We start from the raw sequence: 23,999 nt of genomic DNA, 5'->3' as shown, positions 1-23,999 counted from the left end.
TCGATGAACGCGACAACCAAGTTCGCCGGATTCACCCTCAGCCTCGCGGCGGTCTTCGGGATCGCTCTCGGCGTCGGCGCCCTGGTCGGTCCAGAACCGGACGAGACCGCCGGACCGGCCGGGCACGGCGAGCACTCGGCCGCGGCACCGTCGACCGACGACCTGCCCGGCGGGCTGTTGGTCACCGACCAGGGCTACACACTGGCCCTGGACACAACGGTGGTGAAGAGCGCGGCGCAGATGCCCGTCTCGTTCCGCATCCTCGACGCGACCGGCGCACCGCTCACCGAGTACAAGACCAGCCACGACAAAGACCTGCACCTGATCGTGGTCCGCCGCGACATGGCCGCCTTCCAGCACGTCCACCCGGTGCTCGACGCCGCGGGCACCTGGTCGGTGCCGCTGAACCTGAGCCGGGCGGGCGACTACCGGGTGTTCGCCGACTTCACCCCGGCGGGCGGGTCGAACCTGACCCTCGGCGCCGACCTGCGCGTGGCAGGCAACTACGACGTGCAGGCGCTGCCCGCCCCGGCGACCACCGCGAAGGTCGGCGAGTACACCGTCGCCCTGAACGGCACGGTGAAGCCGGGCGAGTCCTCGAAGGTCACGCTGTCGGTGAGCCGCAACGGCACCCCGGTCACCGACCTGCAGCCCTACCTCGGCGCCTACGGCCACCTGGTCGCCCTGCGCGCCGCCGACCTCGCCTACCTGCACGTTCACCCCGAAGGCACACCCGGCGACGGCGTGACACCGGCCGGTCCCGGCATCGACTTCGTGGTGAACGCGCCGAGCGCGGGCGACTACCGCCTGTTCCTCGACTTCCAGCACCAGGGCGTGGTCCGCACCGCCGAGTTCACCCTGCGCGTGACGGGCACAAGTCAGGAAGCGAAGGCAACCGTGGCACCGGCCCCTGCGCCCGCAGATCACGGCGCCCCCGGTCATGGCCACTGAAAGAACTGTGCCACAGCCAATTTCGAGGGAATAACACGGGCAACGCGCGCCTGGCCCATTCCCTACCACCGACCCACTCGACCCTCCCCACGACTCGACATGACGGCCCCCAGTCCACCACGCAATTCCGGCGACCGGTCCCGCCACCACTTCGACCGCGCCACCGAATCTGACAACCAGACCGCACTCGGAACCTCACCGAAATGAGAATGGAGCACCCCATGACCGCCGTGACACACCCACCGGGCACCGGCCAGGTAGAACTGGTGATCGGTGGCATGACCTGCGCTTCCTGCGCGAACCGGATCGAGAAGAAGCTCAACAAGCTCGACGGGGTCACCGCCACGGTCAACTACGCGACCGAGAAGGCGCGCGTCGACTTCTCCGGTGACATCTCCGCCGAGGAGCTGATCGCCACCGTCGAGCAGGCCGGCTATACCGCGGCACTCCCCGCCCCGAAGCAGCCGGAGCGCACCGAGGAGGCCGCCGCCGAACCCGATCCGACCGCCTCGCTGCGGACCCGGTTGCTGGTCTCGCTGGTGCTCACCGTCCCGGTGATCGCGATGGCGATGATCCCCGCTCTGCAGTTCACCAACTGGCAGTGGCTCTCGCTGACGCTGGCCGCGCCGGTCGTGGTGTGGGGCGCGCTCCCCTTCCACAAGGCTGCCTGGACCAACCTGAAGCACGGCACCGCCACCATGGACACCCTGGTGTCGATGGGCACGCTCGCCGCGTTCGGCTGGTCGCTGTACGCCCTGTTCTGGGGCACCGCGGGCACGCCGGGGATGAAGCACCCGTTCGAGTTCACCATCGCGCGGATGGACGGCACCGGCAGCATCTACCTGGAGGCTGCGGCGGGCGTCACCACGTTCATCCTGGCCGGGCGCTACTTCGAGGCCAGGTCCAAGCGCCGGGCGGGCGCGGCGCTCAAGGCGCTGCTGGAGCTGGGCGCCAAGGACGTCGCGGTGCTGCGCGACGGTGTCGAGACGCGAATCCCGGTGGAGCAGTTGGCCGTCGGTGACGAGTTCGTGGTGCGGCCCGGCGAGAAGATCGCCACCGACGGCGTGGTGAGCGAGGGCAGCTCGGCGGTCGACGCGTCGATGCTGACCGGCGAGTCGGTGCCGGTGGAGGTCGGCGCGGGCGACACCGTCACCGGCGCGACCGTCAACGTCGGTGGACGACTCCTGGTGCGCGCCAACAGGATCGGCTCCGACACTCAGCTCGCCCAGATGGCGCAGCTGGTCGAGGACGCGCAGACCGGCAAGGCCCAAGCCCAGCGCCTGGCCGACAAGATCTCCGGGATCTTCGTGCCGATCGTCATCGCGCTGGCCGTGGCAACGCTCGGCTTCTGGCTCGGTACCGGCGGCGCGATCGCGTCGGCCTTCACCGCCGGTGTCGCGGTGCTGATCATCGCCTGCCCGTGCGCCCTCGGCCTGGCCACCCCGACCGCGCTGATGGTCGGCACCGGGCGCGGCGCCCAGCTCGGCATCCTGATCAAGGGCCCCGAGGTGCTGGAATCGACCCGCAAGGTCGACACCATCGTGCTGGACAAGACCGGCACCGTCACCACCGGCAAGATGACCCTGCTCGACGTGATCCCCGCCGAAGGCGAGGAGCGCGGCCGGGTGCTGGAACTGGCCGGGGCGCTGGAGGATTCCTCGGAGCACCCGATCGCGCAGGCGATCGCCAAGGGCGCGCAGGACGAGTTCGGCACGCTGCTGCCGGTGGAGGGCTTCGCCAATGTCGAGGGTCTCGGCGTGCAGGGCGTGGTGAACGGGTCCGCGGTGATCGTGGGCAGGGCGCGTCTGCTGGCCGACTGGTCGCAGCCGCTGCCGGAGCACCTGGAAACCGCGATGACGGAGGCGGAGTCGGCGGGCAAGACCGCCGTCGCCGTCGGCTGGGACGGTAAGGCGCGCGGCGTCCTCGTCGTCGCCGACGCGGTGAAGCCGACCTCGGCCCAGGCCATCGCGCAGTTCCGCGAACTCGGCCTGACCCCGATCCTGCTGACCGGTGACAACGCGCGCGCGGCCCGCACCATCGGCGACGAGGTGGGCATCGACGAGGTGATCGCGGAGGTGCTGCCACAGGACAAGGTCGACACCGTCAAGCGGCTGCAGGCCGAGGGCAAGGTCGTCGCGATGGTCGGTGACGGCGTCAACGACGCGGCCGCCCTCGCCCAGGCCGATCTCGGGCTGTCGATGGGCACCGGCACCGATGTCGCCATCGAGGCCAGCGACCTGACCCTGGTCCGCGGCGACCTGCGCGCCGCCGCCGACGCGATCCGGCTGTCCCGGCGCACCCTGGCCACGATCAAGGGCAACCTGTTCTGGGCCTTCGCCTACAACGTGGCCGCGATCCCGCTGGCCATGGCCGGCCTGCTCAACCCGATGCTTGCCGGTGCCGCGATGGCATTCAGCTCAGTCTTCGTGGTGAGCAACAGCCTGCGCCTGCGACGATTCAAGTCGACCGCGCAGTAACCGATCGTAGGAGTGGGCGGCAGGAGACTGCCGCCCACTCCTACACAGGGAAAGGACCCTCGACTCATGTCCTCTTCAACGGCGATCGTTCGAATCGCCAGGCACCCCACAGTCAGGACCATCGCGCGATGCGCGGTCGGATGTGTCGCTGCGGCAGCCCGAGTAGCTCTCGAGGCCGGCGCGACGGAGACGCGACACAAGCCGGACCAACGCAGCCGATAGTCCCCCGATATTTCGGCGTGGCACCGTTAGATGTCCCAGTCATTCCGTGTGTCGGAAATCGAGTTACCGCTGGGCGAGCATTCCCTTCATCTGATCGATCTCAGCCTGCTGAGCCGACACCACAGACTGCGCAAGTTGCTTGGCCTGGTCATTGGCCCCCGTGGCGATCTCGGTCTGGGCCATTTCGACCGCTCCCTCATGATGGCTGATCATCATCTCGAGCCACATTCTGTCGAAATCCGGACCAGACATACCCTCCAACGAGGACATCTGCTCCGGAGACATCATTCCCGGCATGTCATGCCCCATCATGCCGTCTCCCGACGGCACCGGCTTCCCGAACCCCTCGAGCAATGACTGCATTTGCGTCATTTCAGGCTGTTGAGCAGCCTTGATCTTCGCAGCAAGATCTATCACTTCCGTATCCTGCGACCGAGAGGGCACCAGGTCCGACATTTCGATCGCCTGCGCGTGGTGCGAGTACATCATTTGCAAAAACGTCACATCGGCGTCGTTGTAATTGCTGGACGGCGGAGAAGTAGTGGTCACAGAAGTCGCCGAAATCCCGGTGGCGGTCGACGAGAGCGCATCGCCGTTTCCGGCATCGTCGTCACCACACCCCGCCGCCGCAAGCACAACCACAGCGACTACGGGCAGAAGGCATCGAAGCATCGTGGAACGCAGAGACATGATGGAACTCCTCAGAGTTGGAAACATGACCTCACGTAGCGCATCGGACGAACACCCAAGGCTAGCCCCGATCAACCAACGCCGGGAATATGCTCGGCGATCATGGGCGATTGCCGGGGTTGGCCCACCTCTGCCTCGCCCGGCGCAGACTTCGCTCATCCCGGTAACCGAGCCGAGTAGCGACTGCTCGCTGGGACAATTCGCTTCCCAGAAGCCGCACCTGTTCAGCCCGAACGGAGTCGACCTCGGTGCGCCAGCTCGTGCCGGCTTCGTCGAGTCTTCGTTGCAGAGTTCTAGGGCTCATCCCCAGTTTGGCGGCGACCACCGGAAGGGTAGGAGACCCCTCCGGCATGATTTCGACAACCAAGGCATGCAGCATGGTGCGCCAGTCACCGACCACGCGTGCGCTGTCCAAGAGCAGATCGGCGTGGTCACGCAAGATCGCGGTAAGGCCCGGTCGAGGGTGCGGTGCCGGCGTTAGACCATCTTCAGCCAGGATGACGATGGCGTCCTCGCGCTGGCCGTAGTCGATACGGGAAGTTCCGAGGCGTTCTGCGAGAAGACGGTGCGCTGAACCTCGGGGCGCCCGGTGCGCAAGGCCTACTCGAACCGGGACGACACGACGTTGGGCTACCTCCGACATGCGCTGAACCAGAGTCGCGACGACGAAGTCGCCCACCGCAGCGGCCACGTCGTCTTCCAGATCGACCGAACGATGGCGTAGGACGATCAGGTCGCCGTCGCATCGAACGTCGAGATGCTCCCGATCGGTATCGGCAACGGTACCGAGATACGTGGTGGCGTCTCGCAGCCCTTCCAATACAGTCGAGCCTGCTGTGAAGAGGTGATCCCACACGCCGAGGGACCCAGGGGTCGCACGATCGGCGAGGTCCGTTCCGACGTGGGATGTACAGGCGGATTGGACGAGATAGCCCCACAGGGCGTTGGCGCACAAGGTGTTGACGCGGTTGCGATCATCGGCCAGGACTTCCTCCGTCAAACCGGGCAGGGTGACAATGCCGCCGCTTCCCAATCCCGCGTCCCGAGCCGCGCTGAGCAGCAGCCGAATCATCGACGTGGACACGGTGTTCCGAGGCGCTCGAGGCCGATGCCATGTCGTGATCTGTCCTGTATCTGACACTTTTTGCGCCCTCCGACGCGGCCAGCGGATCTCTACGGTGAATACCTGCACCCAGCAGAGGCGAAGGTATTCACGGAGGACGCGCTGACATGGAGATCTGCTGTTCGGTAGAAGTCGACGACTACGCAGTCGACCTGGCCGTAGTGCGCGAGCGGACGGACTCGATCCTCGAGTTCACGGTGGCTCGCGCCGGAAGGCCGGTCGCGGCATTCCACAGCCCAGTGCAACTGACGGTCCATCACGGCGATACGCCGGTGGACACCGAGCCGATACTGACAAGCGTTCGCCCAGGGACCCTGTCACCCTTGCGGTTTCGGCTCGCCACGCGGTTCCCGGCCGGGTGTCGGATGCGCCTGACGTTTGCCGTCGACGGTCGCACGCTCTCGGCCGAGCTCAGCGTGCCGGTCATGCACCGGCAGCGAATCGGCGGCTGGCGCCGCAGTTCATGCCTGACCGCGCACGGAGCGTGATCTCGGTCAGCGCCGATCTATACAGCAGCGAAGAAGAAGGTCACGGCCGCAGCCGGACCGAACGTACCCGGGTGGGCCGCGCACCGAAGCCACGCCCTTCGGAGTCTCGTTGTGTGCCTGGGTGTCCGACGGCGGATAGATTGCCGAGTGACCGGTTGCCTGCGTCCACCATTCGTCGTGCGCACGATGAACTACCGATACTGACCAGTCGGCCGGGTCAACGGTGTAGTGCGGGTGCTCAGGTAGCAGCCGCTGCTCCCCGGGTGGCGACCATCCGGCAAGGTCGTAATGCTGGTGCTCCGTGGATGATTCGATCTCGCTGCAGGTGAGAACGAGAAGCAAGACAACGAATGCGGCCGGGTTCCACCCTCTCAATACCCGACCGATCAGTCTCACTAGATCAACATAGCAACAACTCTGCACCCCGCCTGCTTCGCCATCATCCGGACGGCCTAGAACAGCTAGACACTTCGACGCAAACAATACATAATGTATTGTAAAATGAAAGTGGCCTCAGGCGACCCGGAACGTGATCACGATGACCGCCCTACGCCCACAGCCCGACCCGACGCCACCGAGCGTGCGTGGCCAGCGCATGCGCTGGGCCCAGATCGACATCCGCGACACAGCAGGCTCTACTCATGAGCACCTGGAGCGACCCTGCGAGACCCGGTTCGCCACTCCGTGTTCTATACATACCGTCCTTGACAGAGACATAATGTACTGATAATCCTGGAACCGAAGCAGGACCGACCTACTGTCGGCGACTACAATGGAGGGCGCGCGTATGGCGACGTCGGAGGCTCGCATCCCCACAGATCGCGCCGAGCGTTTCCTCGCCCAGTTGTGCCGACACGCCTCGATGATCGGTTCCGGGCCGAACGCGGCCCACAGCGAAACAGCACCGCGCCGCGATGTCACGGTGACCGCCGAGTGGTCGGGTACAGCGGGAACGATCACCTTTGCCCCCTGGGGGCGCTGCGATCTCACCGCCACCACGGATGCGCTCATCGCGCACGTCGAGGCTCCCAACACCGGCTACCTAGAGCAGATACAGACGGTCATCGGCAGAAACCTCGAACGCATGAGTCACCGAACCCCTTTGACGGTGGAGTGGGCCGAAGTCGACGTGTTGCCGAATTCGGGGTCGCCGACTGCCACCAAGGACGGGCGGCGGCCGAAGCTCCGCCTTGCGGCGATCACCGTCATCGCGGCACTCGCTGTCACCGCTCACCTGATGCTCGGCGGGAGCCTGATCACCGATCAGCGTCTGACCAGCGCCGCCGTTCTACTCTTTCTCACGCTGGCAGGCCTGAAGCTGGCGACTATCGTGCTGGCCAGGCGTGGCGTGATCGCCCTCGCCCGCAGCCGACATCACGGGCTCCTCGGCAGAACGGCACAGAGAGGTTTCCGGGCTCACGGCCGTTCCGTCAGGCCGCGGGCCGTAGACCTCTGAGAACGACTTCGACCAACCGATCGACCGCCTGATCGTCGGCCATTTCGTCGGCCGCCGTCAGGGCGTGCAGACAGTACGTCGCCAGCTCGCCAACCGATACATCGGAGCGGATCCCACCGTCTCGGATCGCGTCGGCCAGCAGATCGGCAACCAGCGTGTGCAGCCGCCGTTGCGCCGCCTGCACCTCCGCATCGGACCGATGCAGCAGGATCGCCAGCTCGCTGCCATGAGGCTGGTGGCGATGATGATGCGCCCGGTGCCGCTGGTGGTGGGTATATGCGGCGAATACCGCTCGCAGGCGGGCCATCGAACCCGCCGTACCGTCGCGAATTTCGGTGAGAAGCGCGACATGCCTGGTGACCTGGCGCAGATGCCAAGCCGCGAGGATCGCCTCGACATCCGGGAAGTACTTGTAGAGCGTCGCCCGGCCGATTCCGGCTCGCTCGGCGATCTCCGACATCTTCGCCGCAGTCGGACCGCGCTCGTTCACCAGCTCCCACGTCGCATCGAGGATGGCCTCGCGGACGCCGCGCCGATGTTCGGCGATGGTGTCGTTCCAGAGTTTCGGCATACCCAAGTGTACGTATCGACTCGGCAATGACGAACCGTATTGACAGAGACACTTTGTCTAGCAAAGACTGGTCAGCGACAGCGGAGCCGTCATACCCGGGAGATGAAATGACCTACCAGACTTCGGAACCGTCCAACCGTCCTCGCGTCCCGCGCTGGGTGGTCCTGTCGGCGATCGGCGTCGCCGTGCTCGTGATCGTGGTGGTGGTGATGATGCTCGTCAGCGGCGGGGAACACGGGCCCGGACGGCACGGCGGTTCGGACCACCCGCACACGAGCGTCACCCATGCCCCATCGACCGGTCATGTGCCGCCCTCGGGCGCACACGGCTGATCGCCATTCCACCGATCAGCCTGGGAGACAGGACATGACGATGAAAAGCGCTATCCACGTCGACGACGTGGTCAAGACCTACCCGGTGGCGGCGGGCGAGTTCGTCGCCGTCGATCACCTGAGCCTCGATATCCCCGAAGGAGACTTCGTGGCGATCGTCGGCCGTTCTGGCAGCGGCAAGACGACCCTGCTCAACATGCTCGCCGGAATCGACCGCCCTACCTCGGGAACGATCCGCGCGGCGGGCGCCGACCTGGGTTCGCTGTCCGAGTCCGGGCTCGCGGCGTGGCGTGGGGACAATGTAGGGCTGGTATTCCAGTTCTTCCAGCTGCTGCCCACCTTGACGGTGGTCGAAAACGTTTTGCTTGCGATGGATTTCGTCAAGAAGATCCCTGCGCCCGACCGTCTCGATCGGGCCCACAGCCTGCTCGACCGGGTCGGCATCGGCGCCCAGGCCGACAAGCTGCCGTCGACCCTCTCCGGTGGTCAGCAGCAGCGCGCGGCTATCGCCCGTGCGCTGGCCAACGATCCCCCGCTGATCCTGGCCGACGAGCCGACCGGCAACCTCGATTCCCACACCGCCGACGCCGTGCTGTCGTTGTTCACCGAACTGAACAACGAGGGCAGAACCATCGTGGTGGTCACCCATGAACGGGACATCCAAGCGGTCACCAAAACTCAGATCACCCTGCAGGACGGTCGGATTCTGTCCACCGACTCCGTAGCGGCGGTGCGCCCATGAGCAACCTGATGGCGGTCAAAGTTCGCCGTGATCTGCGTGCGAACTGGTCTCGCCTGATCCTGATGGTTGTCGCGATCGCTGTCAGTCTCATGGTCTTCGGCGGGGTGCTGTGCGGTTGGGCCACCACCGGTCGAGAAACCAGCGCCGCCTATATGAGTACCGAGCCCGCTTCGGCGACGATCCTGCTCGACAAGGGCGTGAGCTCCGAAGCCATGGCGGCGCTGGTGGACCGAGCCCGCACCGAACCGGGCATCAGCGAAGCGGTCGGGCGCACGCAGTTCGACAGCGAATTCCGGATCAACGACCAGTACCGCGACATCCCGATCCAGGTGTTCGTTGCCGCGCCCGACGACCCGATGCGGATGGCGAAATCCTTTCCACAGCAAGGAAACTGGCCGCCCGCAGCAGACGAGATCTACCTCGGCAAAGACGCACTAGAGCTGATGGGCGCCGCGATCGGCGACACCGTGACGGTCACCTGGCCATCCGGCGAGCACCGCGCCGACGGCGGCGAACCCACCGGCGGCACGCCGGTCAAGCTGCGCGTCGCCGACACCGTGTACGACCCGAGCCTTTCACCGTCACCGCAGGAACAACGCGGACGCGGCTACGTCTCCGCTGCTGCGGTGACCGGGAGTCCGGTCCTATTCGACCAAGTGAAAGTGGTCGTTACCGAGCCAGGTCAGACCGAACCGAGCCGTAGCCGCGACGCCATCACCGCGGTGGCGAGCAGACTGTCGATCGCGCTGCAACGTGACTACGGCGTGACCATCCGCGAGGTCCAGGTCCCACCGCCGTACGCACACCCGCACCAGTGGCAAGCCGATTCGCTCCTGCTGTCGCTGCTCGCGGGAGGGGGCGCCGCTCTGCTGCTGAGCACCATTCTGGTGGCCTCGATGCTGAACAACCTCTTCACACAGCAGATCCCGCAGATCGGCATCATGAAGGCCATCGGCGCGAGCTCTGCCCGCATCGGTCGGGCCTATCTGGTGATGGTGCTCATCGTCGCGGCGGCCGCGACGGCGGTAGCGTTGCCTGTCTCTGCTCTGATCGGCAAGAAGCTGGTCACCAACCTGCTCGAGATGCTCGGTATCGAGGCGGCCAGTCTGGCCGCACCCGCCTGGACATACGCGGTGATCATCCTCGTCGGCCTCGCCCTGCCCTTGCTGATCGCGCTGATCCCCTTGCTCCGGGCGAGCCGGATCACGGTGCGTGCTGCCATCGACCACCACGGCGGCACCAACCAACCCAGCCGGGCGACCGGCTTGCTGGCCGGACTCGGCCGCATTCCCGGCTTGAACCGTGGCCTGATCATGGCGCTGCGCAACACGTTCCGCCGACCCGCGCGGTTCGCGCTGTCGGTCGGCCTGCTCGCCGCTGCAGGCATGGTGTTCGTCGCGGGGATGTCATTGAGTTCCGGTGTGAACGCGGTGACCGAGCAGGCCTCAGCCGAACGCATCTGGGACGTCGAGATCCAGCTCGCGCAACCGACCTCGATGGACCGGGTTCGCGATTTGCTGCGGCCGGTAGCCGACATCACCCACCTCGAAGGCATGGCGAACGCGAAGACGGGGGTCGCGGGATCCGACGGCGTCCCCCTCACCCGCACCTACCCCGACCAGGGGCACGGCAGCGTCTCGGTGCGCGCCGCTCCGGCCGACGCCACCCTGCTCACCTTGCCGAAGAAGATCATCGATGGGCGTTGGCTCGAGCCGGGCGAAACCGGCTCGATCGTGCTGAATCAGATCACCCGCAACAACACCCTGCCCGGTGTCCGTGCGGGCGACACCGTGCAACTGTCGGTTGGCGGCAAGTACACGACCTGGCAGGTCGTCGGCATTGCCGAGGAAACCGGGCACGGCAGCGGTGTCTATGCCACGGCCGAAGGATTTGCCGCAGCGATGGGTACCTCACAGCTGGTGAACACGCTACGGATCGCTACCACCGATCACAGCGAAGACACCCGCGGCGCGGTCGCGATGGCCGTAGGCGCGGCCTTGACCGACGGCGGTGTCACCGTCGAGAAGTCGGAATCGGTCAGCCGAGCCAATGCCTCCAGCGCGGGTCATATGGGTCCGCTGGTGGCGGTGATCATGGCGATCGCCATCGCCATGGGTGTCGTCGGGGCGATCGGTCTTGCTTCGACGATGAGTGCCAACATCATCGACCGCACCCGCGAGTTCGGAGTCATGCATGCCATCGGCGCTCAGCCGAGCTCGGTCCGCCGGATCGTCGTGGCTGAAGGCGTCTTCCTGGCGCTGGCGAGCTGCCTGGTCGCTGCACTCCCGGCTCTGGCACTCACCGCGCTGCTCGGCAATGGCCTCGGCACGTTGTTCTTCTCCGCGCCGCTACCGTTCCGGGTCTCGCTGCCCGCGGTGATCATCTGGATCGTGCTCGCCGTCCTCGGCGCAGCCTTGGCGACTGAAGCAGCAGCCAGCAGGGCATCGCGGATCACCGTTCGCGAAGCACTCGCCTACCTGTAGCCCGACCGCCGCCTGGTCAGTTTCCCGTCTACCCCTCGGTCTGTGCTCGTAGACCGGACATAGTGACCGTGATCAGGCGGCGCACCGCTGCCTTGGACCGCAAACTGCTCGCGGCCGATAACGCTGACAAGCAGTACCGCGCGAGTTCGTCGGCAGGAACGTCCCCGCGCACCACGCCCGCGTCGACACCTTCCACCAACAACTCCCGCACCAGCTGATGCAGATGCGCTTGGGCATGACCGGCGTGGCCACCGTGATGCAGCACCGCGACCAATTCGCCGGCGTGATGCTCGTGATCGATCATCGCGTAAGTGCTGAGCACCTTCTCCAGCCGCTGCTCGACGCCGCCACCCCGCTCGACGATCTCGGCCAACTGCTGCAGGTGCCCACCGACACGACGCTCATGCCAGGCCCGCATGATCGACTCCACATCGGGGAAGTACTTGTACAGCGTGGCCCGCCCGATACCCGCCTGCTCCGCGATCTGAGTCATGGTGACCGAGGCAAGACCGTTCTCCGCGACCAGCGAGGCCGTCGTGTCCAGCAAGGCGTCCCGCACAGCTTGACGATGCGCGGTGATGGTGTCATTCCACAGCTTGGGCACGACCGCAGTATTTCACGGGCCCCGACGCACTCCGTGCCACCGCCTGATGCCCCCACCAAGTGGTACAGCGTTAAGTACCTCTGTCGGCAGGGCCCCTCACCACCATCCAGCGGCTCCGCTGTCACCCACTCTTTCAGCGCCACTTACGATCGCTGACAGGTTTCCGAATACAACGAACAGGACGCAAAGCCATGGCGCGCAAAGTGGTCGTCACCCTCATCGACGACTTCGACGGCACCTCCTCCGCCGAGGAAACCGTCAACTTCGAACTCGACGGCGCAGCTTACGAAATCGACCTGTCGAGCACCAACGCAACCAAGCTGCGGGAAACCTTCGACCAGTGGCTGCCGTACGCCCGCCGCGTTGGACGCATCAAAACCTCCGCCGGCCGGGCTTCGACACCCGGCACCGCAGCCGCCTCCAGTCGTCGCAACGACCTGGCCGCGATCCGGGATTGGGCACGCAAGAACGGCCACACCGTGTCCGACCGGGGCCGGGTTTCCGCAGATCTCATCGCCGCCTACGACGCAGCGTCCAAGTAGGCCAGGCAATCGTCGGTCGACGCGCGTCTGACGCGGCGTCTTCCGCCGTCTTCCCGGCCCAGGCTGAAAGCAAAACTTGCTGAGCATGGTCCGTCCGGGAGGTCATCCACGGCGCGGCTCGGACTTCGCGCGGCTGGATGCATCCGTTCCGTGAGGGATGGCGGATAATTCCGTTTCAGCGCGGCTGCTGAAAGTGGTTGCACGCTAACAGTTTTCGATCCGACGTGCCGATACGTGAGTCTACGCCAGGGCATTCTAGTGGCGAAAGCTCGTCTTTTGAGGTTTCATGAAGGGGGAAGAGTCGCTGATCGGGCCTACTTAAGGCTAAATAATGCACAACGATCAACAGAAAAACTCTTTCGATTCCACCCGCCGCCTGTGTTGTGCGGGCTACCCACCTGAGACCCCGAAGCGGTCCCGGCTGCACCGCGCCATTCCGATCGGACAGGCGCGAGGTGCGATCCAATGACCGGCGAAGAGGTCTGGCTGACCACCGACGAAGTCGCCGCGAGACTGAAGATCCCGCCAAAGACATTGGCTACGTGGGCATCCGCCCACCGCGGACCACGATTCGCCAAGATCGGCCGGTACCGCCGCTACCTACTGCGTGATGTCCAGCGATGGGAGCAGGCGCAGCTCGACGCTAACCGTCCCGAGTCACCGCCCGCCGTCGGCCACTGACCGCACGGACCACCGTTCGACCACTCTCGGTTGCGCCTGTCCGTGGGTGACGCATGCCCAGTCGGTGTCGCTGCCACGGGCGATCGGTCAACCCTCTCCTTGTCCCACGCCTCAGAAAGGAGGTCTTGTTACCGATGCCTCGCCACGCCCTGCCGATCGGCACATACGGCAAGATCAGCTCCAAGCGGCAATCCAATGGCAGCTGGCGGTCAGCGACCCGCTACCGCGACGAGGACGGGGCAACTCGTCTTGTGCACCGTTTCGGCCCAACGAAAGGCCTCGCCGAGGATGCGCTTCGCCGCGCACTGGCAGAACGCACCGGAGCGCGCGGCACGCTGATCACCCGCGAAACGAAGCTCAGCGAACTCGCCGACCTCTGGCTCGCAGAGAAGGCACTTCAAGAGGGTGTTACGCCCCAGACCCTGGATCTCTACCGTCGAGAAATCGATGTCTCGACCGACAAACGCGCCAAACCCGACGCCATCAAGATCAAATCAGCGCTCGGTGGCCTGCGTATCTGGGAAGCCTCGACCTCGCGCCTGGACGCCCATATCAAGCGCATCGCGCTCAACGGCCACCGCGAGAAGGCGCGTCGGCAGCGAGTCATCCTGTCAGAAATGATGGGGATGGCAGTCCGGCACGCCGCGATCGACCGCAACCCCGTCCGCGAAGTCGCCGACCTGCCGCGAAAACACACCAAGCCCCGTTCTGCCGACATGGCGACCCTCGCCCAACTGCGGGCCCAACTCACCGACTGGGTCAATGGCGCTCCGCTCGACGGATCAGCGGGCTACACGTACGGCCCCAAGCGCAATCAAAGAGTCCTCGATGTCATCGACGTCGAACTCGGAACCGGTCCACGTCCAGGGGAGACCCTGGCGCTCCGCTGGTCCGACGTCGACCTTGACTCACAGCCCCCGCGAATCACTTTCGCCGGCACTATCGTTCGTCTCAAAGGCAAGGGTCTGATCCGCCAACCGCGTACCAAAACCGACTCGGGCTATAGGACCGTCTTGATCCCGCCGTTCGTCGTGGACACCCTGCGCCGTGTTCGATCCGAAGCAGTTCCCAACGATCTCGACTTGGTGTTTCCCAACCGCGACGGTGGCATCTGGGACCCGCACAACTTCAACCGCTTGTGGAAGCAGGCCCGGGGCGAGAAGTTCGCCTGGATCACCGCCAAGACCTTCCGTAAGACTGTTGCCACGATGATCGCAGCCGCACACAGCCCCGAGGACGCGGCCCGCCAGCTCGGCCACTCAGGCGACGCGGTGACCCGCCGCCACTACATCGATCAACCGACTCAGGCACCCGACTTCACGGAGACTTTGGAGCAGCTGAAACGCTGAAAGTGTGACGTTTCCGTGTCATGATGACCCCGAAAAGCAGAAAACCAGGGTCAAACGATGACGTTTGCCCTGGTAGGTGCTCCCCCATCTGGACTCGAACCAGAAACCTGCCGGTGAATTTTCGGACACTTCCCGCGCGGACGATCGTCCGCATTCGTCCTAAGTTGTCCAGTGCCACAACAACTTTCGTGATTCGCCTCGTCGCGAGTGTCCATGCGAATCCACGCGAATCCGGGTGTGTTTATCCGGGGAAAGTACGGGAGTCGATTCGGTCGCGGCCCGCTACAGCGAGACGCCGACCCAGGATGCGAAGTTGGACAGGCTATCCGTCCGGCGCCGCTCGGCCGACGCGACGGCGTACAGCGTTTCGCGCACGGACGGGTGCAAGCGGGTCTGTTGTGGTGCGACCGCTCGAGCGGCACCGAGCGCCCGCAGCGCCTTGTCAGGTTGGCCGACGAGCACCCACGCCCGCGCTACGTCCTGCCAGTGATGCCCGGCGCGCGGCGGGGCGATCTCCGGCGGCAGCACGAGCGCCGAGCCTTCCCGGGCGGCGCGGTCCGGGTCGCCCGCCTCGAGCGCGACGGCCGCGGCGTGAATGCCGACGTTGCCAGGCCCGAACAGCGTGCCGTACAGGTCGGACTCGTGCGGCATCTTCGGCGCCAGGGCGCGGGCGGCCTCGATGTGGTCGGCCGCGGTGTCGGGGCGGATGCCGCGGGCTGCCACGATCGCGCCGCACAGGTGCCCGTAGCCGCGGACGGCGTTCGCCGCTTCGGTGTCGCCCTCGATCATGTCGAGCCCTTGGTCGACGAGCTGTAGGCCAACGTCATTTGCGTTGTGGTACATGAGGATTCGCGCGCGCTTGATCTTCGCTTGCGCGGCATAGAGCGGGTCGTCGGCGCCAGTGGCGGCCCATTCGAGGCGATCGAGCACGGACGGCGCAAGGGTGGTGAACCCGAACCGGCGGCACAGTCGCTCGGCGGTCACATGGGCCGCGCACAGCAGCGAGAACACCTTGCCGCGGTCGGCGTCGGTGGCGGCGTGCAGCGCGCCGTACAGCTGGCGAATCAGCACCGGGATTCGGGCGAGCGCGACGCGGCCCTTGTCGTTGCGGTACGCGAGGTCGATCGCGGCCATTTCGGCGGCCAACTCGGCGAGCGACGGCGGCTCGACGGCGCGCACATACGGCCCTTCGGCGATGACAGCGCGTAGTTCGGCGATGCCGTCGAGCGGCCCGTCTTCCTCGATGAGTTCATAGAACGGCGCGCCGGTCAGGTGCTCGGGCTCGACACCGAGCGCCGACGCGACCGCGGCTACGAATCCCGGCGAGGCCGGTTCGCGGTTCTGCTCGACGGCGCGCACCATGGACAGGCTGTACTTGGCGCGCTGCGCGAGCTGAATCTGTTTCAGCCCGGCGAGCTTGCGCAGGCTGGCGATACGGTCACCGGTCGTAGTCACCGCGGGACCTCCGTAGCTGGGGAGTTCACGTTGGTTCACGCCCGAGCGTACAGACTCACTCCCGCTCACCTGAGTTCTGTTACTCGACTGGCACTCCCGGCGCCACGCCCGCGCGAATCTGTGCGTAGGCCGCGCCGCCGGGTCGACCATGAATCCCCGGCGGCGGGGCACCTCAACTCGACAGAGAGGGCGCGCCATGTGGGGGCCGAAATCATCTGTGCCGGAACAGCCGACCGTGTGGGACATCATCGCGCGGTTGGCGAGCGAGGCGGAGCAGGACGGGCGGCCGTCGCCGGTGCTCGATCACAGCGCACCGCCCGAACTCCCGACGCCCGAGCAGGCGCACACGGTGTTGCAGACGCACCGGGCGTGTGAGCGCTGGCAGTGCCCGCGCAAGGCGGCGGCGTGGAACGTACTCGTCGACGCTGGGCGCATCGTGCCGCGACCGGCCAACGGGTCGATGTGAGCGCGTGGCATCGCGTGGGGTGGATGGTGGATAGCGCGGGACAGTGGCGACCGGTGTACGCCGACGGCGTGGTCGGCGACCCATTGACGCGCGAGCTGGCCGAACTGCACGCCGATGTCGAGGCCGCGCTTGCGGCCGTGCAGACAGACGACGAGGGCGACGAGTAGATACCCGTCGCCCTCATCGTGCACCGTGCGCCTACGGGGTGGCGACGGTGGCGATCTTCACCACGCCGAGCGGATTCGTGACGTTGACCTCGAACCGGCCTTCGACGCGGGCGCGAAGCTGGTTCTTGGCGAAGTCGTCGGCGTGGCTGTCCTGCCAGATGGTTTCGATCCCGGCGTGATCGGTCGAGATGTCGGCGGCCGACAGGTCGAGCAGTAGGCCAGTGCTGGCAGGCAATCCGAGCGAGAGCGTGACCGGCACGCCCCACAGCTTGCGGGCGGCGCGGTCGATCGGTCCGCCGAGCTCGAGCTGTCCGGCCGTGTCGGTGCGGGCGAGCTCGAGCTTTTCCCAATCGGCGGGCGACAGGACGAACGTGCCCGGCGTGTGGCCCTGCACCTCGACCTTGGTGATTGCGGCGCGGGTGGTGGTAAGCAGATCGGTCGCGAACGCCTGCGTCTGAATCCCGGTGACGTTGGCGATGCCGGTCAGGTTCTCGCCGGTGCCGTCGCCGTTGAGCACCTGCGCCTCGAGTGCCTGCCGCAGCCCGTAGAGCAGTTCGTCGGCGACGAACCGCTCGAGCCCCGCGGCGTCGGCGAGCCAGTACTTCGGGATCGGCTCGGACATGTGCGCGATGACGTGCAACGCAGCCTCGACCTCGATCAGACCGAGCACCGAAGTCGGCTTGGTCGCGCCGTCGGCGACCGGGGCGGCGTTGTTGGTGCGCAGGGTCTGCCGCAGGTAGCTGTACTTCGGCGACTGCGCCGTGACCGTGAGCACGTCGAGCACCGACAGCGCGACCCGGCCCAGCGCGAACGGCGATTCGGCGACCATCGGAACATCGGTCACCGTCGAACCGCTGGGCAGCAGCGCCTTACGCCCCTTCGCGTCCTGCGGTGTCATCTGGGTTGCGATGCGGCGCGCGAGGGTCTTCGCCGCGGCACCGGTGAGCGCCAGGTGTGCGCCGGTACCGTCGGCCGGACGCTCGTCGCGCCCGTTGAGCGGTTCGCCGATCTCGGCGGCGAGCGACTTCGCGGTGTTGTACACCTCGGCGTCTCGCTGCGCGTTCTGGATCGGCTCGTCGAGCGCTTTCGCCTGCGCGGTCGCATGCTCGACCCGCTGAACCTCGTCGGCGGTCAGTTCGCGCCCGTCGCTGTCGGCGGCGTCGAGGATGCTCTTCGCGGTGGCGAGGTGGGCGTCGCGTTCCTTGGTCAAGGTCTGAATTCGATTGCCGTACATGACATTTCCTTTGGTTTCGGTGTGGTAGCGAGTGAGGGCGTCGCGAGCCAGCGCAGCCCGGAACCCGGTAGTCGAGCGGTCGGCGGCGGTCTTGACGGCGCCGATCAACGCCCGGTCGTTCGCGCCGCGGGCAACGACGGAGACCTCGACGAGGTCGACGTCGAGCAACAGATTCGCGCCCGCCGCGGACTTTTCGGCACGGCGCACGTAGTAGCCGATCGACAACCCGTTGACCCGGCGGCCCTTGACTTGCCGGTAGGCCGCGGCGCCGAAGTCGGATTCGAGGTCGAACCGGCCCTTGATCTGCAATCCCTCGGCGGTTTCCTCGGCGGTGACTACCTCGCCGACGAAGTTGCGGGGGTCGTCGGCCTTGTGCTCCCAGATCAGGGGAACCGTGGCGCCGGAGCTGAGCGCTTTGGAGAACGCGCCGCGCTGCACGATGTCGCCGTGTGCGTCGACATTGCCGAACACGCTCGCGTATCCGATGAACTCGCCGTCGGCGAGGCCAGCGGTCTTGATGCCTGCGAGAGGCACTGTTTTTCGGTGCATGAATTACCCCTCCCCGGGGTCGACAGAATCGGAGACAGAGAATCCGCGGTCACTGGCCGCGCGCTGCGCTAGCGGGACTCCGGCGGAATGTTCGCGGTGACGCTGGCGGGTCGCCCGCTGGGCTGACCGGCCGCGTCAGTGGCGACGCTCCACCAACGAAGATAACAGGCGGTAGGGACTATTCGGCGAGGCTGGCGTCGAGAAGCGTGCCCTCGAGCACGCGCCGCGCCTGCGCTTCGCCGCCGGTCGTGACGATCAGGCATTGCATGAGCCACGCGGCCAACGCGGCCATGACGCCCTGAATACCACCGGGGGCCGCGGCGGCCTCGTCGAGAACGCGGTTCATGCCGTTCTCGTCGCCGTCGAAGCAGGCGACCATCAGAGCGGCGGCGCGGCGTTGATCGGTTGGGTTCATCCCGGGTTCCTCCTTGTTTGGTGGGGCGAGGGGGTGATATTCGCTAACGCCGAACGGCCGGACACCGGGCGGTTAGCCGCCGTTTTCCCTGCTCAGGATGGGTAGGAAATTCCCGGCGCGAGGTACCCCCCTAGGTCCATTTGTTGAGCGCGGAAAAAGAGAGCTGCACCCCCGGTGTCCGTCGTGCGGGTGCCAGAGATTTGCACCCCCCTACCCCGGTCACGCTGCGCCGTCCCGTGGCCGGCCGACGGGTGCGGGCAGGTGCCGGCCTCGCCCGGCCCACACGCCGGCGGCGAGGCGGCCCAGCTCACGGGCGACGCCGTTGCACTCGGCGAGCACCGGACAGGATTCGCAGACCCGCGCCGCGGCGTCGAGTCGGTATCGCCGGTCGTCGTCGTCCTCGCCGGACACCTCGGCATCGAACAGCGGTGCCCGGCCCGCGCACGCGGCCCCGACGAGCCGCTCGTCGGCGAGGTCGGCGGCGAGCTCGCGCACCTTCGGCCAGCTCACGACTCGCCCCGTTCCTCGCGCCACGTCCGTAGTGCCGAGTTCGCCCGGTCGCTGCCCCATCCCATCCGGTCCTGTACGTCACGCTTGGACTTCGGCGGCGGGTCGAGAGCATCGAGCGCGGCCACGTCGTCGGCCACGCGCGCCGAGTCCGTGACGCTGATTCCCCAGCTCGTCGGCGCCTTGTCGTCCTTGGTCGGCGCACGGATGACCGGCTCGAGCAGCCCGTCGACGGCGGCGTGTGGATCGAGGCGCAGCAGCCCGGCCGCCGGTTCCTTGCCCGAGCCGGGGCAGTGCTGGCGTAGGCCGCCGTGCCTGTCCTTGTTCACCGTGAGCCATGCCGAGCCGCCCTTGCCGGGGGCGAACGGTTCGTTGATCGTGACGCGCAGCGAGACACCGCCGATGGTTCGCCGCTTGGCCGCGGTACCGCCCGGCCCGAGCGTGCGCGACTCGGTGCCCTTGGCGAGATGGTCGATGACCAGCACCGCGGCGCCGGACTTCGCAAGTGGCTTGAGCACCGACCGGTGCGCGTTGGTGTACTCGTCGGCGGAGTTCGACGACGAACCGAACAGCGGTAGCAGTTCGCCGAGTGAGTCGAGCACGACCACGCCCGGCGCCCAGGTTCGCATGTCGGCGACGATGGCGGCCAGGTGTAGCCGGTCCTCGGGCTCGACGTAGAGAAACCGCTCAGGGTTGCTGAGTGCGGCCACGTCGGCACCGAGTGCGAGCAGGCGGCCGACCGTGGGCGCGGGCCCGTTGTGGTCGAGGTCGATCACCAACACCCGGCCGTCGCCGTGTTCGCCGAGCAGTTCCCGCGCGGCGACGAGCGCAAGCCACGTCTTGCCCGATTCCGGGTCACCGAATACGAGGTTGACCTCACCGGCGTAGAACAGCGCGCGTTGATCGTCGCGAATCCCGTAGGTCGGGGCGGGTGGTTCCGGCAGGCCACCGGCGAGCAGCGCGGCCACGTCGAAATACCGGCCGTAGTCCACCTGTTCGGCGTGGTCCTGAGAACGGTCCTGAGTGGTCCCGGACCACTGTTCGGCGCGGTCCTGCGAACCGTCCTCGGGCTCTGGGGTGCCAGGACCACGTTTCGGCGTTGTTTTCGCAGCTCGCGGGCGTTTCCGGGTCCGTGGTCCCTGGTCCTCACCCCCTAGGGGCTCAGGACCAGGACCACCGGCGCCCGGCTGGTCCTGAGAGTGGTCCTGAGCGCTCCCGTTCAACTGCTGGCGAATCTCCAACGCCGTCGGCGATAGGAACGGCTTCACGCGGTATCCCTTCTGTCGATGGGGACCAACGCGCACCCCAGAACCACGGCCGCGGCCCGCTCGATCCGGGCGCGCACCTCGGCCAACGAATCCCCCCGATCAACCGCCCACGCGACACCGGCCGCGAAGTTCCGAATACGTTCCAGCGCAACATGTTCGGCGTCGATCGCGTCAAGCATCCGCGGCGCTGCGGCCGGGTAATACTCGCCGGGCGCGTACACCCGCCCCTCGCCGTACTCGGCGGCCAGGCGCCAATCCAGCTCGGCACTCGCGCGGCGGCGAGCTCGACGCCGAGCCCGCGCCGGGGCGGTGAACCGCCCCGAGCCCGCGGCGGCCTGCTGCGCGGTCACCGGTTCGACTCCGTGCACCCGAATCCACCAGAGCAGCGGAACAGCTGCCCGTGCACGCCAAAGCCGTCCGGCCTCGAGGTCGACCCGACCCGGAACGCACGGCCGCACCGATGGCAGGCAACGCCGTCGCGCACCTGCGCGGCGATGAACCGTGCGCCGTCCTGCGCTTCGGCCCACCACGTCGACACGTCGACATCGGCCATGCGCGAGAGCAGCATCAAGTACGCGGCGGGCATCCGGTACGGGTCCGCGATACCGGCACGCAACCGCCCGGCGTCGACGCCGAGAATCTGCGCGATCTCGTCGAGCGTGCGGCCGGACTCGTCGACCACCGCGGCGAGGATCAACCCCAGCGCGCGGAAGGCGTAGACGAGCGCGGGCCCGCTCGCTGTGCGGCGGATAGACTCGGACATGAATTCCTTCTTTCGCAAGGGTTGGGGTTCACTGGCCCGGTGAGCGGTTGCACCCGCTCCCGGGCCGCTCTCGTGCTGGCAGGCGGTTGCCGACATCACGCGGCGCCCTGGTCGACGCGCTCGACGAACTCGGCGATGGCGTCGGAAGAAATCAGGCGACGCCCGCCGACCTTGACGGACCTCACCGCGCCATCCCGAATGAGGACGTACAGCGTCGCCCGACTCACCCCGAGCAGCTCGGCGGCGGCCGGAATCGGGTACATGCGCTTCTGCTGGGCGGACATTCTTTCTCCAATGTTCCGAGATGCGACATTTGTTGCGGTATTACCGCACGGACACTTGCGGACACTAGCAGATGTGCAGAGACGTGTGCAATCATGTCGCAATGCCACACATTGACGAACCTGCGAAGGACTGGCAGATCGCCACCGCGAAGCGAATCGGCAAAGCCGTCGCAGAAGCTCGGGAGCGGCTCGACCTCACGGCGGCCAAACTTGCCGAGCGCACGAGAGACCTCGGATACCCGATCCATCGCACGGCCATCACCAAAATTGAGAACGGAAGTCGCTCAGGAAAGTTGGACGTGTCCGAGCTCGTTGTGCTTGCAGCAGCGCTCGGCGTTCCCCCTGTCGAGCTGATCTTTCCGGCAATGCCTACGGGGCCGGTCGAAATCCTGCCCGGCGTTGAGGTGCCGAGCTCAGATGCGATGCTGTGGTTCGCCGGGGAACGGATGAGCGTCGGCGTTCGAAAGAAGTCGATCCCGGTAACCGTGCCCGAGCTGGCGCAGGCGACCCGAACGTACGCGAATGCCCTCCAGGCGTTCGCCGCTGCTCATTCGCGACTGGACAATCCAGAGATGCACCCCTACGACGACACCTCGGAAGAGGCTCTGCGGCAAGATCTTTCACGCATACAGGCGAACCTTGCACAGGCGCGCGACAAGGTACTTGCGGCCGGTGGTGTGGTCGACGATGCCTAGACAGCGCATGGCGCCCGGCGAGTGGGGCGAGATCAAACCGAAGAAACCGCGCAAGGGACAGGAGGGGCTACATATCGCGCACTGTTACGTGCGCGACCTCGACGGACGGCGCCGCGAGGTCGAGAAGTCCAGCTCTAAGAGTTGGGAGGATGCTCGTCGAAAAGTGTTGCGAGAGTTGCAATCTCGCCCTACCCCGGTGCCAGCTACAGCGCTCGTCACCGATAAGACAACCTTGTCTGAGCTGTTCGAGGTCTGGCTCACCACCAAGACCAAGATCATGGGACAGTCGGCAACGCAGTACCGACGTGGCTGGAAACGCAACGCCGACAAGCAGATTGGCGCGCTACGGGTCCGGGAGTTCCCAACGAGTCGCGCCGAGGCTCACCTCAAGCAGATTACCGAGCGCAGCGCGTCGGCCGGAAAGCAGCTGCGAACCATCCTCGTCGGCATGTTCGCCTTGGCGGTGCGCTACGACGTGCTGAAGGTGAACCCGATTCGGGAGACGGCAACCGTACAGGTCACGAAGTCCGAGGCACGCGCGGCAACCCCCGCCGAGTACAAGGCGATTCGCGCGGCGGTCCGGGAGTACTGCGGCCGCCCTCGGCGAAACGGACCGAAGCCCGGCCGGTTGCTGCCCGTCGTCGTCGATGTGCTCGGCGCGACCGGTTGCCGTCCGAACGAACTGCTCGCGGTCTACTGGCACGAGGTCGACCTACTCAGCGACCCACCGACGTTGACGCTCACCGGGACGGTCATCGACCACGGCCAGGAGGAGGACGCCGAGGGCAATCCCCTGCCCGTGCATCGCCAGGACAAGCGCAAGGGCGGCGCGCCTCCCCACACGCTCATCCTGCCCGCGCAGGCTGTCGCGGCCCTTACCGAGATGGTCGGCCAAGCGGGCGAGTACGGCCAGGTGTTCGCCAACCGCGACGGCGGATGGGTGAGTCTCGCGAATCTCCGGCGCGCGCTGCGGGCCGCACTGCCCGAGGAACTGAGCTGGGTCACGCCGTACGCATTCCGGCGAACAGTCGGCACGGTCGTCGATGCCGAACTCGGTCTAGCCGCCGCACAGCATCAGCTCTCGCACGCTCGGCAGTCGACTACCGAACAGCACTACGTCGAGCGCCGGACGGTTGGCCCGGACGTGCGCGCGGCGCTCGACCGGTTCGCATCCGGGAAAGTACGGGATTGAAAATCAGGGGAAAATCCGGGGAAATCGGCACGCACATACCCTAGAAAAGGTCAACCCCCTACCGGCTTGCGCTGGTAGGGGGTTGTTTTCGTGCTCCCCCATCTGGACTCGAACCAGAAACCTGCCGATTAACAGTCGGCTGCTCTGCCAATTGAGCTATAGGGGAATATCCTGAGCTGTTGGGCTCGGGTCAGCTTGGCTGGCTGAACGAGATGAAACTTTAGCGTATGGGGTCGTGGGTTCCCAAATCGGGCTGCTACCTGCGGACATGTGGGGCGGTTGGGGGGTGGGGC

25 protein-coding genes and 1 tRNA gene are annotated in these 23,999 nt (G+C 66.5%); 13 read left to right on the top strand and 13 right to left on the bottom strand.

Features of this window, described 5'->3' with window-relative positions:
• Window positions 1-3: 3 nt before the first annotated feature.
• Together HYG95_RS17210 and HYG95_RS17205 are read left to right on the top strand one after the other, a co-directional pair.
• The gene (locus tag HYG95_RS17210; protein WP_181698956.1) at window positions 4-951 is read left to right on the top strand and encodes a hypothetical protein; all 948 of its coding nucleotides are present in this window, start codon (window positions 4-6) and stop codon (window positions 949-951) included.
• 221 nt (window positions 952-1,172) lie between these two features.
• Window positions 1,173-3,428 (top strand): cation-translocating P-type ATPase, encoded by a 2,256-nt coding sequence (locus tag HYG95_RS17205; RefSeq protein WP_181698955.1) that lies wholly within the window; start codon window positions 1,173-1,175, stop codon window positions 3,426-3,428.
• A gap of 285 nt (window positions 3,429-3,713) precedes the next feature.
• Here HYG95_RS17205 and HYG95_RS17200 read toward each other — a convergent pair whose 3' ends face one another.
• Both HYG95_RS17200 and HYG95_RS17195 read right to left on the bottom strand, forming a co-directional pair.
• Entirely contained in the window at window positions 3,714-4,340 is a 627-nt protein-coding gene (locus HYG95_RS17200) for a DUF305 domain-containing protein (protein WP_181698954.1), read from the bottom strand.
• A 100-nt stretch (window positions 4,341-4,440) separates the two neighbouring features.
• Window positions 4,441-5,412, bottom strand: a complete 972-nt coding sequence (locus HYG95_RS17195; RefSeq protein WP_181698953.1) for an AraC family transcriptional regulator ligand-binding domain-containing protein — start codon at window positions 5,410-5,412, stop codon at window positions 4,441-4,443.
• Between the two features lie 1,311 nt (window positions 5,413-6,723).
• Between HYG95_RS17195 and HYG95_RS17190 the strand changes: the two genes are divergently transcribed.
• Complete coding sequence (locus HYG95_RS17190) at window positions 6,724-7,407, top strand: DUF2218 domain-containing protein (protein ID WP_370465829.1); 684 nt, start codon at window positions 6,724-6,726, stop codon at window positions 7,405-7,407.
• Here HYG95_RS17190 and HYG95_RS17185 read toward each other — a convergent pair.
• Window positions 7,382-7,978, bottom strand: a complete 597-nt coding sequence (locus HYG95_RS17185) for a TetR/AcrR family transcriptional regulator (protein ID WP_181698951.1) — start codon at window positions 7,976-7,978, stop codon at window positions 7,382-7,384. The two genes, HYG95_RS17190 and HYG95_RS17185, sit on opposite strands and share 26 nt — an antisense overlap.
• A 107-nt stretch (window positions 7,979-8,085) precedes the next feature.
• On the opposite strand from HYG95_RS17185, the gene HYG95_RS17180 reads away from it, so the two are divergent.
• From HYG95_RS17180 to HYG95_RS17170, 3 genes are read left to right on the top strand one after another with little or no spacing between them, the layout of a single operon-like run.
• Window positions 8,086-8,310, top strand: a complete 225-nt coding sequence (locus HYG95_RS17180; RefSeq protein ID WP_181698950.1) for a hypothetical protein — start codon at window positions 8,086-8,088, stop codon at window positions 8,308-8,310.
• Window positions 8,311-8,344: 34 nt separating this feature from the next.
• Complete coding sequence (locus tag HYG95_RS17175; RefSeq protein WP_181698949.1) at window positions 8,345-9,052, top strand: ABC transporter ATP-binding protein; 708 nt, start codon at window positions 8,345-8,347, stop codon at window positions 9,050-9,052.
• Complete coding sequence (locus tag HYG95_RS17170) at window positions 9,049-11,535, top strand: FtsX-like permease family protein (RefSeq protein WP_181698948.1); 2,487 nt, start codon at window positions 9,049-9,051, stop codon at window positions 11,533-11,535. The genes HYG95_RS17175 and HYG95_RS17170 overlap by 4 nt, the downstream gene beginning before the upstream one ends.
• Before the next feature lie 28 nt (window positions 11,536-11,563).
• Here HYG95_RS17170 and HYG95_RS17165 read toward each other — a convergent pair whose 3' ends face one another.
• Entirely contained in the window at window positions 11,564-12,139 is a 576-nt protein-coding gene (locus tag HYG95_RS17165) for a TetR/AcrR family transcriptional regulator (RefSeq protein WP_181698947.1), read from the bottom strand.
• A 191-nt stretch (window positions 12,140-12,330) separates the two neighbouring features.
• Between HYG95_RS17165 and HYG95_RS17160 the strand changes: the two genes are divergently transcribed.
• The 3 genes from HYG95_RS17160 to HYG95_RS17150 all read left to right on the top strand — a co-directional run bounded on the left by HYG95_RS17160 (window position 12,331) and on the right by HYG95_RS17150 (window position 14,711).
• Entirely contained in the window at window positions 12,331-12,681 is a 351-nt protein-coding gene (locus HYG95_RS17160) for an Lsr2 family protein (protein ID WP_181698946.1), read from the top strand.
• 465 nt (window positions 12,682-13,146) lie between these two features.
• Entirely contained in the window at window positions 13,147-13,362 is a 216-nt protein-coding gene (locus HYG95_RS17155; protein WP_181698945.1) for a helix-turn-helix domain-containing protein, read from the top strand.
• A 134-nt stretch (window positions 13,363-13,496) separates the two neighbouring features.
• Window positions 13,497-14,711 carry a site-specific integrase gene (locus tag HYG95_RS17150; RefSeq protein ID WP_181698944.1) on the top strand — a complete coding sequence of 405 codons (1,215 nt, stop codon included), beginning with the start codon at window positions 13,497-13,499 and terminating at the stop codon, window positions 14,709-14,711.
• Between the two features lie 282 nt (window positions 14,712-14,993).
• Here the strand turns inward: HYG95_RS17150 and HYG95_RS17145 are convergent, their stop codons facing one another.
• Window positions 14,994-16,316: a helix-turn-helix domain-containing protein gene (locus HYG95_RS17145; protein ID WP_181698943.1), complete on the bottom strand. Its 1,323-nt coding sequence runs from the start codon at window positions 16,314-16,316 to the stop codon at window positions 14,994-14,996.
• Window positions 16,317-16,383: 67 nt separating this feature from the next.
• Between HYG95_RS17145 and HYG95_RS17140 the strand changes: the two genes are divergently transcribed.
• Together HYG95_RS17140 and HYG95_RS17135 are read left to right on the top strand one after the other, a co-directional pair.
• Window positions 16,384-16,632: a hypothetical protein gene (locus tag HYG95_RS17140; protein WP_181698942.1), complete on the top strand. Its 249-nt coding sequence runs from the start codon at window positions 16,384-16,386 to the stop codon at window positions 16,630-16,632.
• Between the two features lie 23 nt (window positions 16,633-16,655).
• Window positions 16,656-16,799 carry a hypothetical protein gene (locus HYG95_RS17135; protein WP_181698941.1) on the top strand — a complete coding sequence of 48 codons (144 nt, stop codon included), beginning with the start codon at window positions 16,656-16,658 and terminating at the stop codon, window positions 16,797-16,799.
• Between the two features lie 31 nt (window positions 16,800-16,830).
• Here HYG95_RS17135 and HYG95_RS17130 read toward each other — a convergent pair whose 3' ends face one another.
• The 7 genes from HYG95_RS17130 to HYG95_RS17100 all read right to left on the bottom strand — a co-directional run bounded on the left by HYG95_RS17130 (window position 16,831) and on the right by HYG95_RS17100 (window position 21,819).
• Window positions 16,831-18,582, bottom strand: a complete 1,752-nt coding sequence (locus HYG95_RS17130; protein WP_181698940.1) for an HK97 family phage prohead protease — start codon at window positions 18,580-18,582, stop codon at window positions 16,831-16,833.
• Window positions 18,583-18,760: 178 nt separating this feature from the next.
• Window positions 18,761-18,997, bottom strand: a complete 237-nt coding sequence (locus HYG95_RS17125) for a hypothetical protein (protein ID WP_181698939.1) — start codon at window positions 18,995-18,997, stop codon at window positions 18,761-18,763.
• Between the two features lie 219 nt (window positions 18,998-19,216).
• Window positions 19,217-19,507, bottom strand: coding sequence for a WhiB family transcriptional regulator (locus HYG95_RS17120; protein WP_181698938.1), 291 nt, complete (start codon window positions 19,505-19,507; stop codon window positions 19,217-19,219).
• Window positions 19,504-20,496, bottom strand: coding sequence for an AAA family ATPase (locus tag HYG95_RS17115; RefSeq protein ID WP_181698937.1), 993 nt, complete (start codon window positions 20,494-20,496; stop codon window positions 19,504-19,506). The genes HYG95_RS17120 and HYG95_RS17115 overlap by 4 nt, the downstream gene beginning before the upstream one ends.
• Before the next feature lie 272 nt (window positions 20,497-20,768).
• Window positions 20,769-21,122: a hypothetical protein gene (locus HYG95_RS17110; protein WP_181698936.1), complete on the bottom strand. Its 354-nt coding sequence runs from the start codon at window positions 21,120-21,122 to the stop codon at window positions 20,769-20,771.
• A complete protein-coding gene (locus HYG95_RS17105; protein ID WP_181698935.1) occupies window positions 21,119-21,535 on the bottom strand; it encodes a hypothetical protein in 417 nt (138 codons plus the stop codon). The genes HYG95_RS17110 and HYG95_RS17105 overlap by 4 nt, the downstream gene beginning before the upstream one ends.
• 95 nt (window positions 21,536-21,630) lie before the next feature.
• Window positions 21,631-21,819: a helix-turn-helix domain-containing protein gene (locus HYG95_RS17100; protein ID WP_181698934.1), complete on the bottom strand. Its 189-nt coding sequence runs from the start codon at window positions 21,817-21,819 to the stop codon at window positions 21,631-21,633.
• Window positions 21,820-21,920: 101 nt separating this feature from the next.
• Between HYG95_RS17100 and HYG95_RS17095 the strand changes: the two genes are divergently transcribed.
• Complete coding sequence (locus tag HYG95_RS17095; RefSeq protein ID WP_181698933.1) at window positions 21,921-22,514, top strand: helix-turn-helix domain-containing protein; 594 nt, start codon at window positions 21,921-21,923, stop codon at window positions 22,512-22,514.
• Window positions 22,507-23,706 (top strand): tyrosine-type recombinase/integrase, encoded by a 1,200-nt coding sequence (locus tag HYG95_RS17090; RefSeq protein ID WP_181698932.1) that lies wholly within the window; start codon window positions 22,507-22,509, stop codon window positions 23,704-23,706. The genes HYG95_RS17095 and HYG95_RS17090 overlap by 8 nt, the downstream gene beginning before the upstream one ends.
• Before the next feature lie 93 nt (window positions 23,707-23,799).
• Here HYG95_RS17090 and HYG95_RS17085 read toward each other — a convergent pair.
• Window positions 23,800-23,872 (bottom strand) — tRNA-Asn (locus HYG95_RS17085).
• Between the last annotated feature and the right edge of the window lie 127 nt (window positions 23,873-23,999).

The sequence above is a fragment of the Nocardia sp. GTS18 genome (assembly GCF_013839555.1).
GTDB lineage: Bacteria > Actinomycetota > Actinomycetes > Mycobacteriales > Mycobacteriaceae > Nocardia > Nocardia rosealba.
The sequence above is the reverse complement of the archived record's forward strand: the minus strand, read 5'-3'. Positions and strand labels throughout refer to the sequence as shown.

Coding starts and splice junctions, on each gene's coding strand:
- HYG95_RS17210 (WP_181698956.1), top strand. CDS start 4: ATGAACGCGACAACCAAGTTCGCCGGATTCACCCTCAGCCTCGCGGCG.
- HYG95_RS17205 (WP_181698955.1), top strand. CDS start 1,173: ATGACCGCCGTGACACACCCACCGGGCACCGGCCAGGTAGAACTGGTG.
- HYG95_RS17200 (WP_181698954.1), bottom strand. CDS start 4,340: ATGTCTCTGCGTTCCACGATGCTTCGATGCCTTCTGCCCGTAGTCGCT.
- HYG95_RS17195 (WP_181698953.1), bottom strand. CDS start 5,412: ATGATTCGGCTGCTGCTCAGCGCGGCTCGGGACGCGGGATTGGGAAGC.
- HYG95_RS17190 (WP_370465829.1), top strand. CDS start 6,724: ATGGAGGGCGCGCGTATGGCGACGTCGGAGGCTCGCATCCCCACAGAT.
- HYG95_RS17185 (WP_181698951.1), bottom strand. CDS start 7,978: ATGCCGAAACTCTGGAACGACACCATCGCCGAACATCGGCGCGGCGTC.
- HYG95_RS17180 (WP_181698950.1), top strand. CDS start 8,086: ATGACCTACCAGACTTCGGAACCGTCCAACCGTCCTCGCGTCCCGCGC.
- HYG95_RS17175 (WP_181698949.1), top strand. CDS start 8,345: ATGACGATGAAAAGCGCTATCCACGTCGACGACGTGGTCAAGACCTAC.
- HYG95_RS17170 (WP_181698948.1), top strand. CDS start 9,049: ATGAGCAACCTGATGGCGGTCAAAGTTCGCCGTGATCTGCGTGCGAAC.
- HYG95_RS17160 (WP_181698946.1), top strand. CDS start 12,331: ATGGCGCGCAAAGTGGTCGTCACCCTCATCGACGACTTCGACGGCACC.
- HYG95_RS17155 (WP_181698945.1), top strand. CDS start 13,147: ATGACCGGCGAAGAGGTCTGGCTGACCACCGACGAAGTCGCCGCGAGA.
- HYG95_RS17150 (WP_181698944.1), top strand. CDS start 13,497: ATGCCTCGCCACGCCCTGCCGATCGGCACATACGGCAAGATCAGCTCC.
- HYG95_RS17145 (WP_181698943.1), bottom strand. CDS start 16,316: ATGGTCGACCCGGCGGCGCGGCCTACGCACAGATTCGCGCGGGCGTGG.
- HYG95_RS17135 (WP_181698941.1), top strand. CDS start 16,656: ATGGTGGATAGCGCGGGACAGTGGCGACCGGTGTACGCCGACGGCGTG.
- HYG95_RS17130 (WP_181698940.1), bottom strand. CDS start 18,582: ATGCACCGAAAAACAGTGCCTCTCGCAGGCATCAAGACCGCTGGCCTC.
- HYG95_RS17125 (WP_181698939.1), bottom strand. CDS start 18,997: ATGAACCCAACCGATCAACGCCGCGCCGCCGCTCTGATGGTCGCCTGC.
- HYG95_RS17105 (WP_181698935.1), bottom strand. CDS start 21,535: ATGTCCGAGTCTATCCGCCGCACAGCGAGCGGGCCCGCGCTCGTCTAC.
- HYG95_RS17100 (WP_181698934.1), bottom strand. CDS start 21,819: ATGTCCGCCCAGCAGAAGCGCATGTACCCGATTCCGGCCGCCGCCGAG.
- HYG95_RS17095 (WP_181698933.1), top strand. CDS start 21,921: ATGCCACACATTGACGAACCTGCGAAGGACTGGCAGATCGCCACCGCG.
- HYG95_RS17090 (WP_181698932.1), top strand. CDS start 22,507: ATGCCTAGACAGCGCATGGCGCCCGGCGAGTGGGGCGAGATCAAACCG.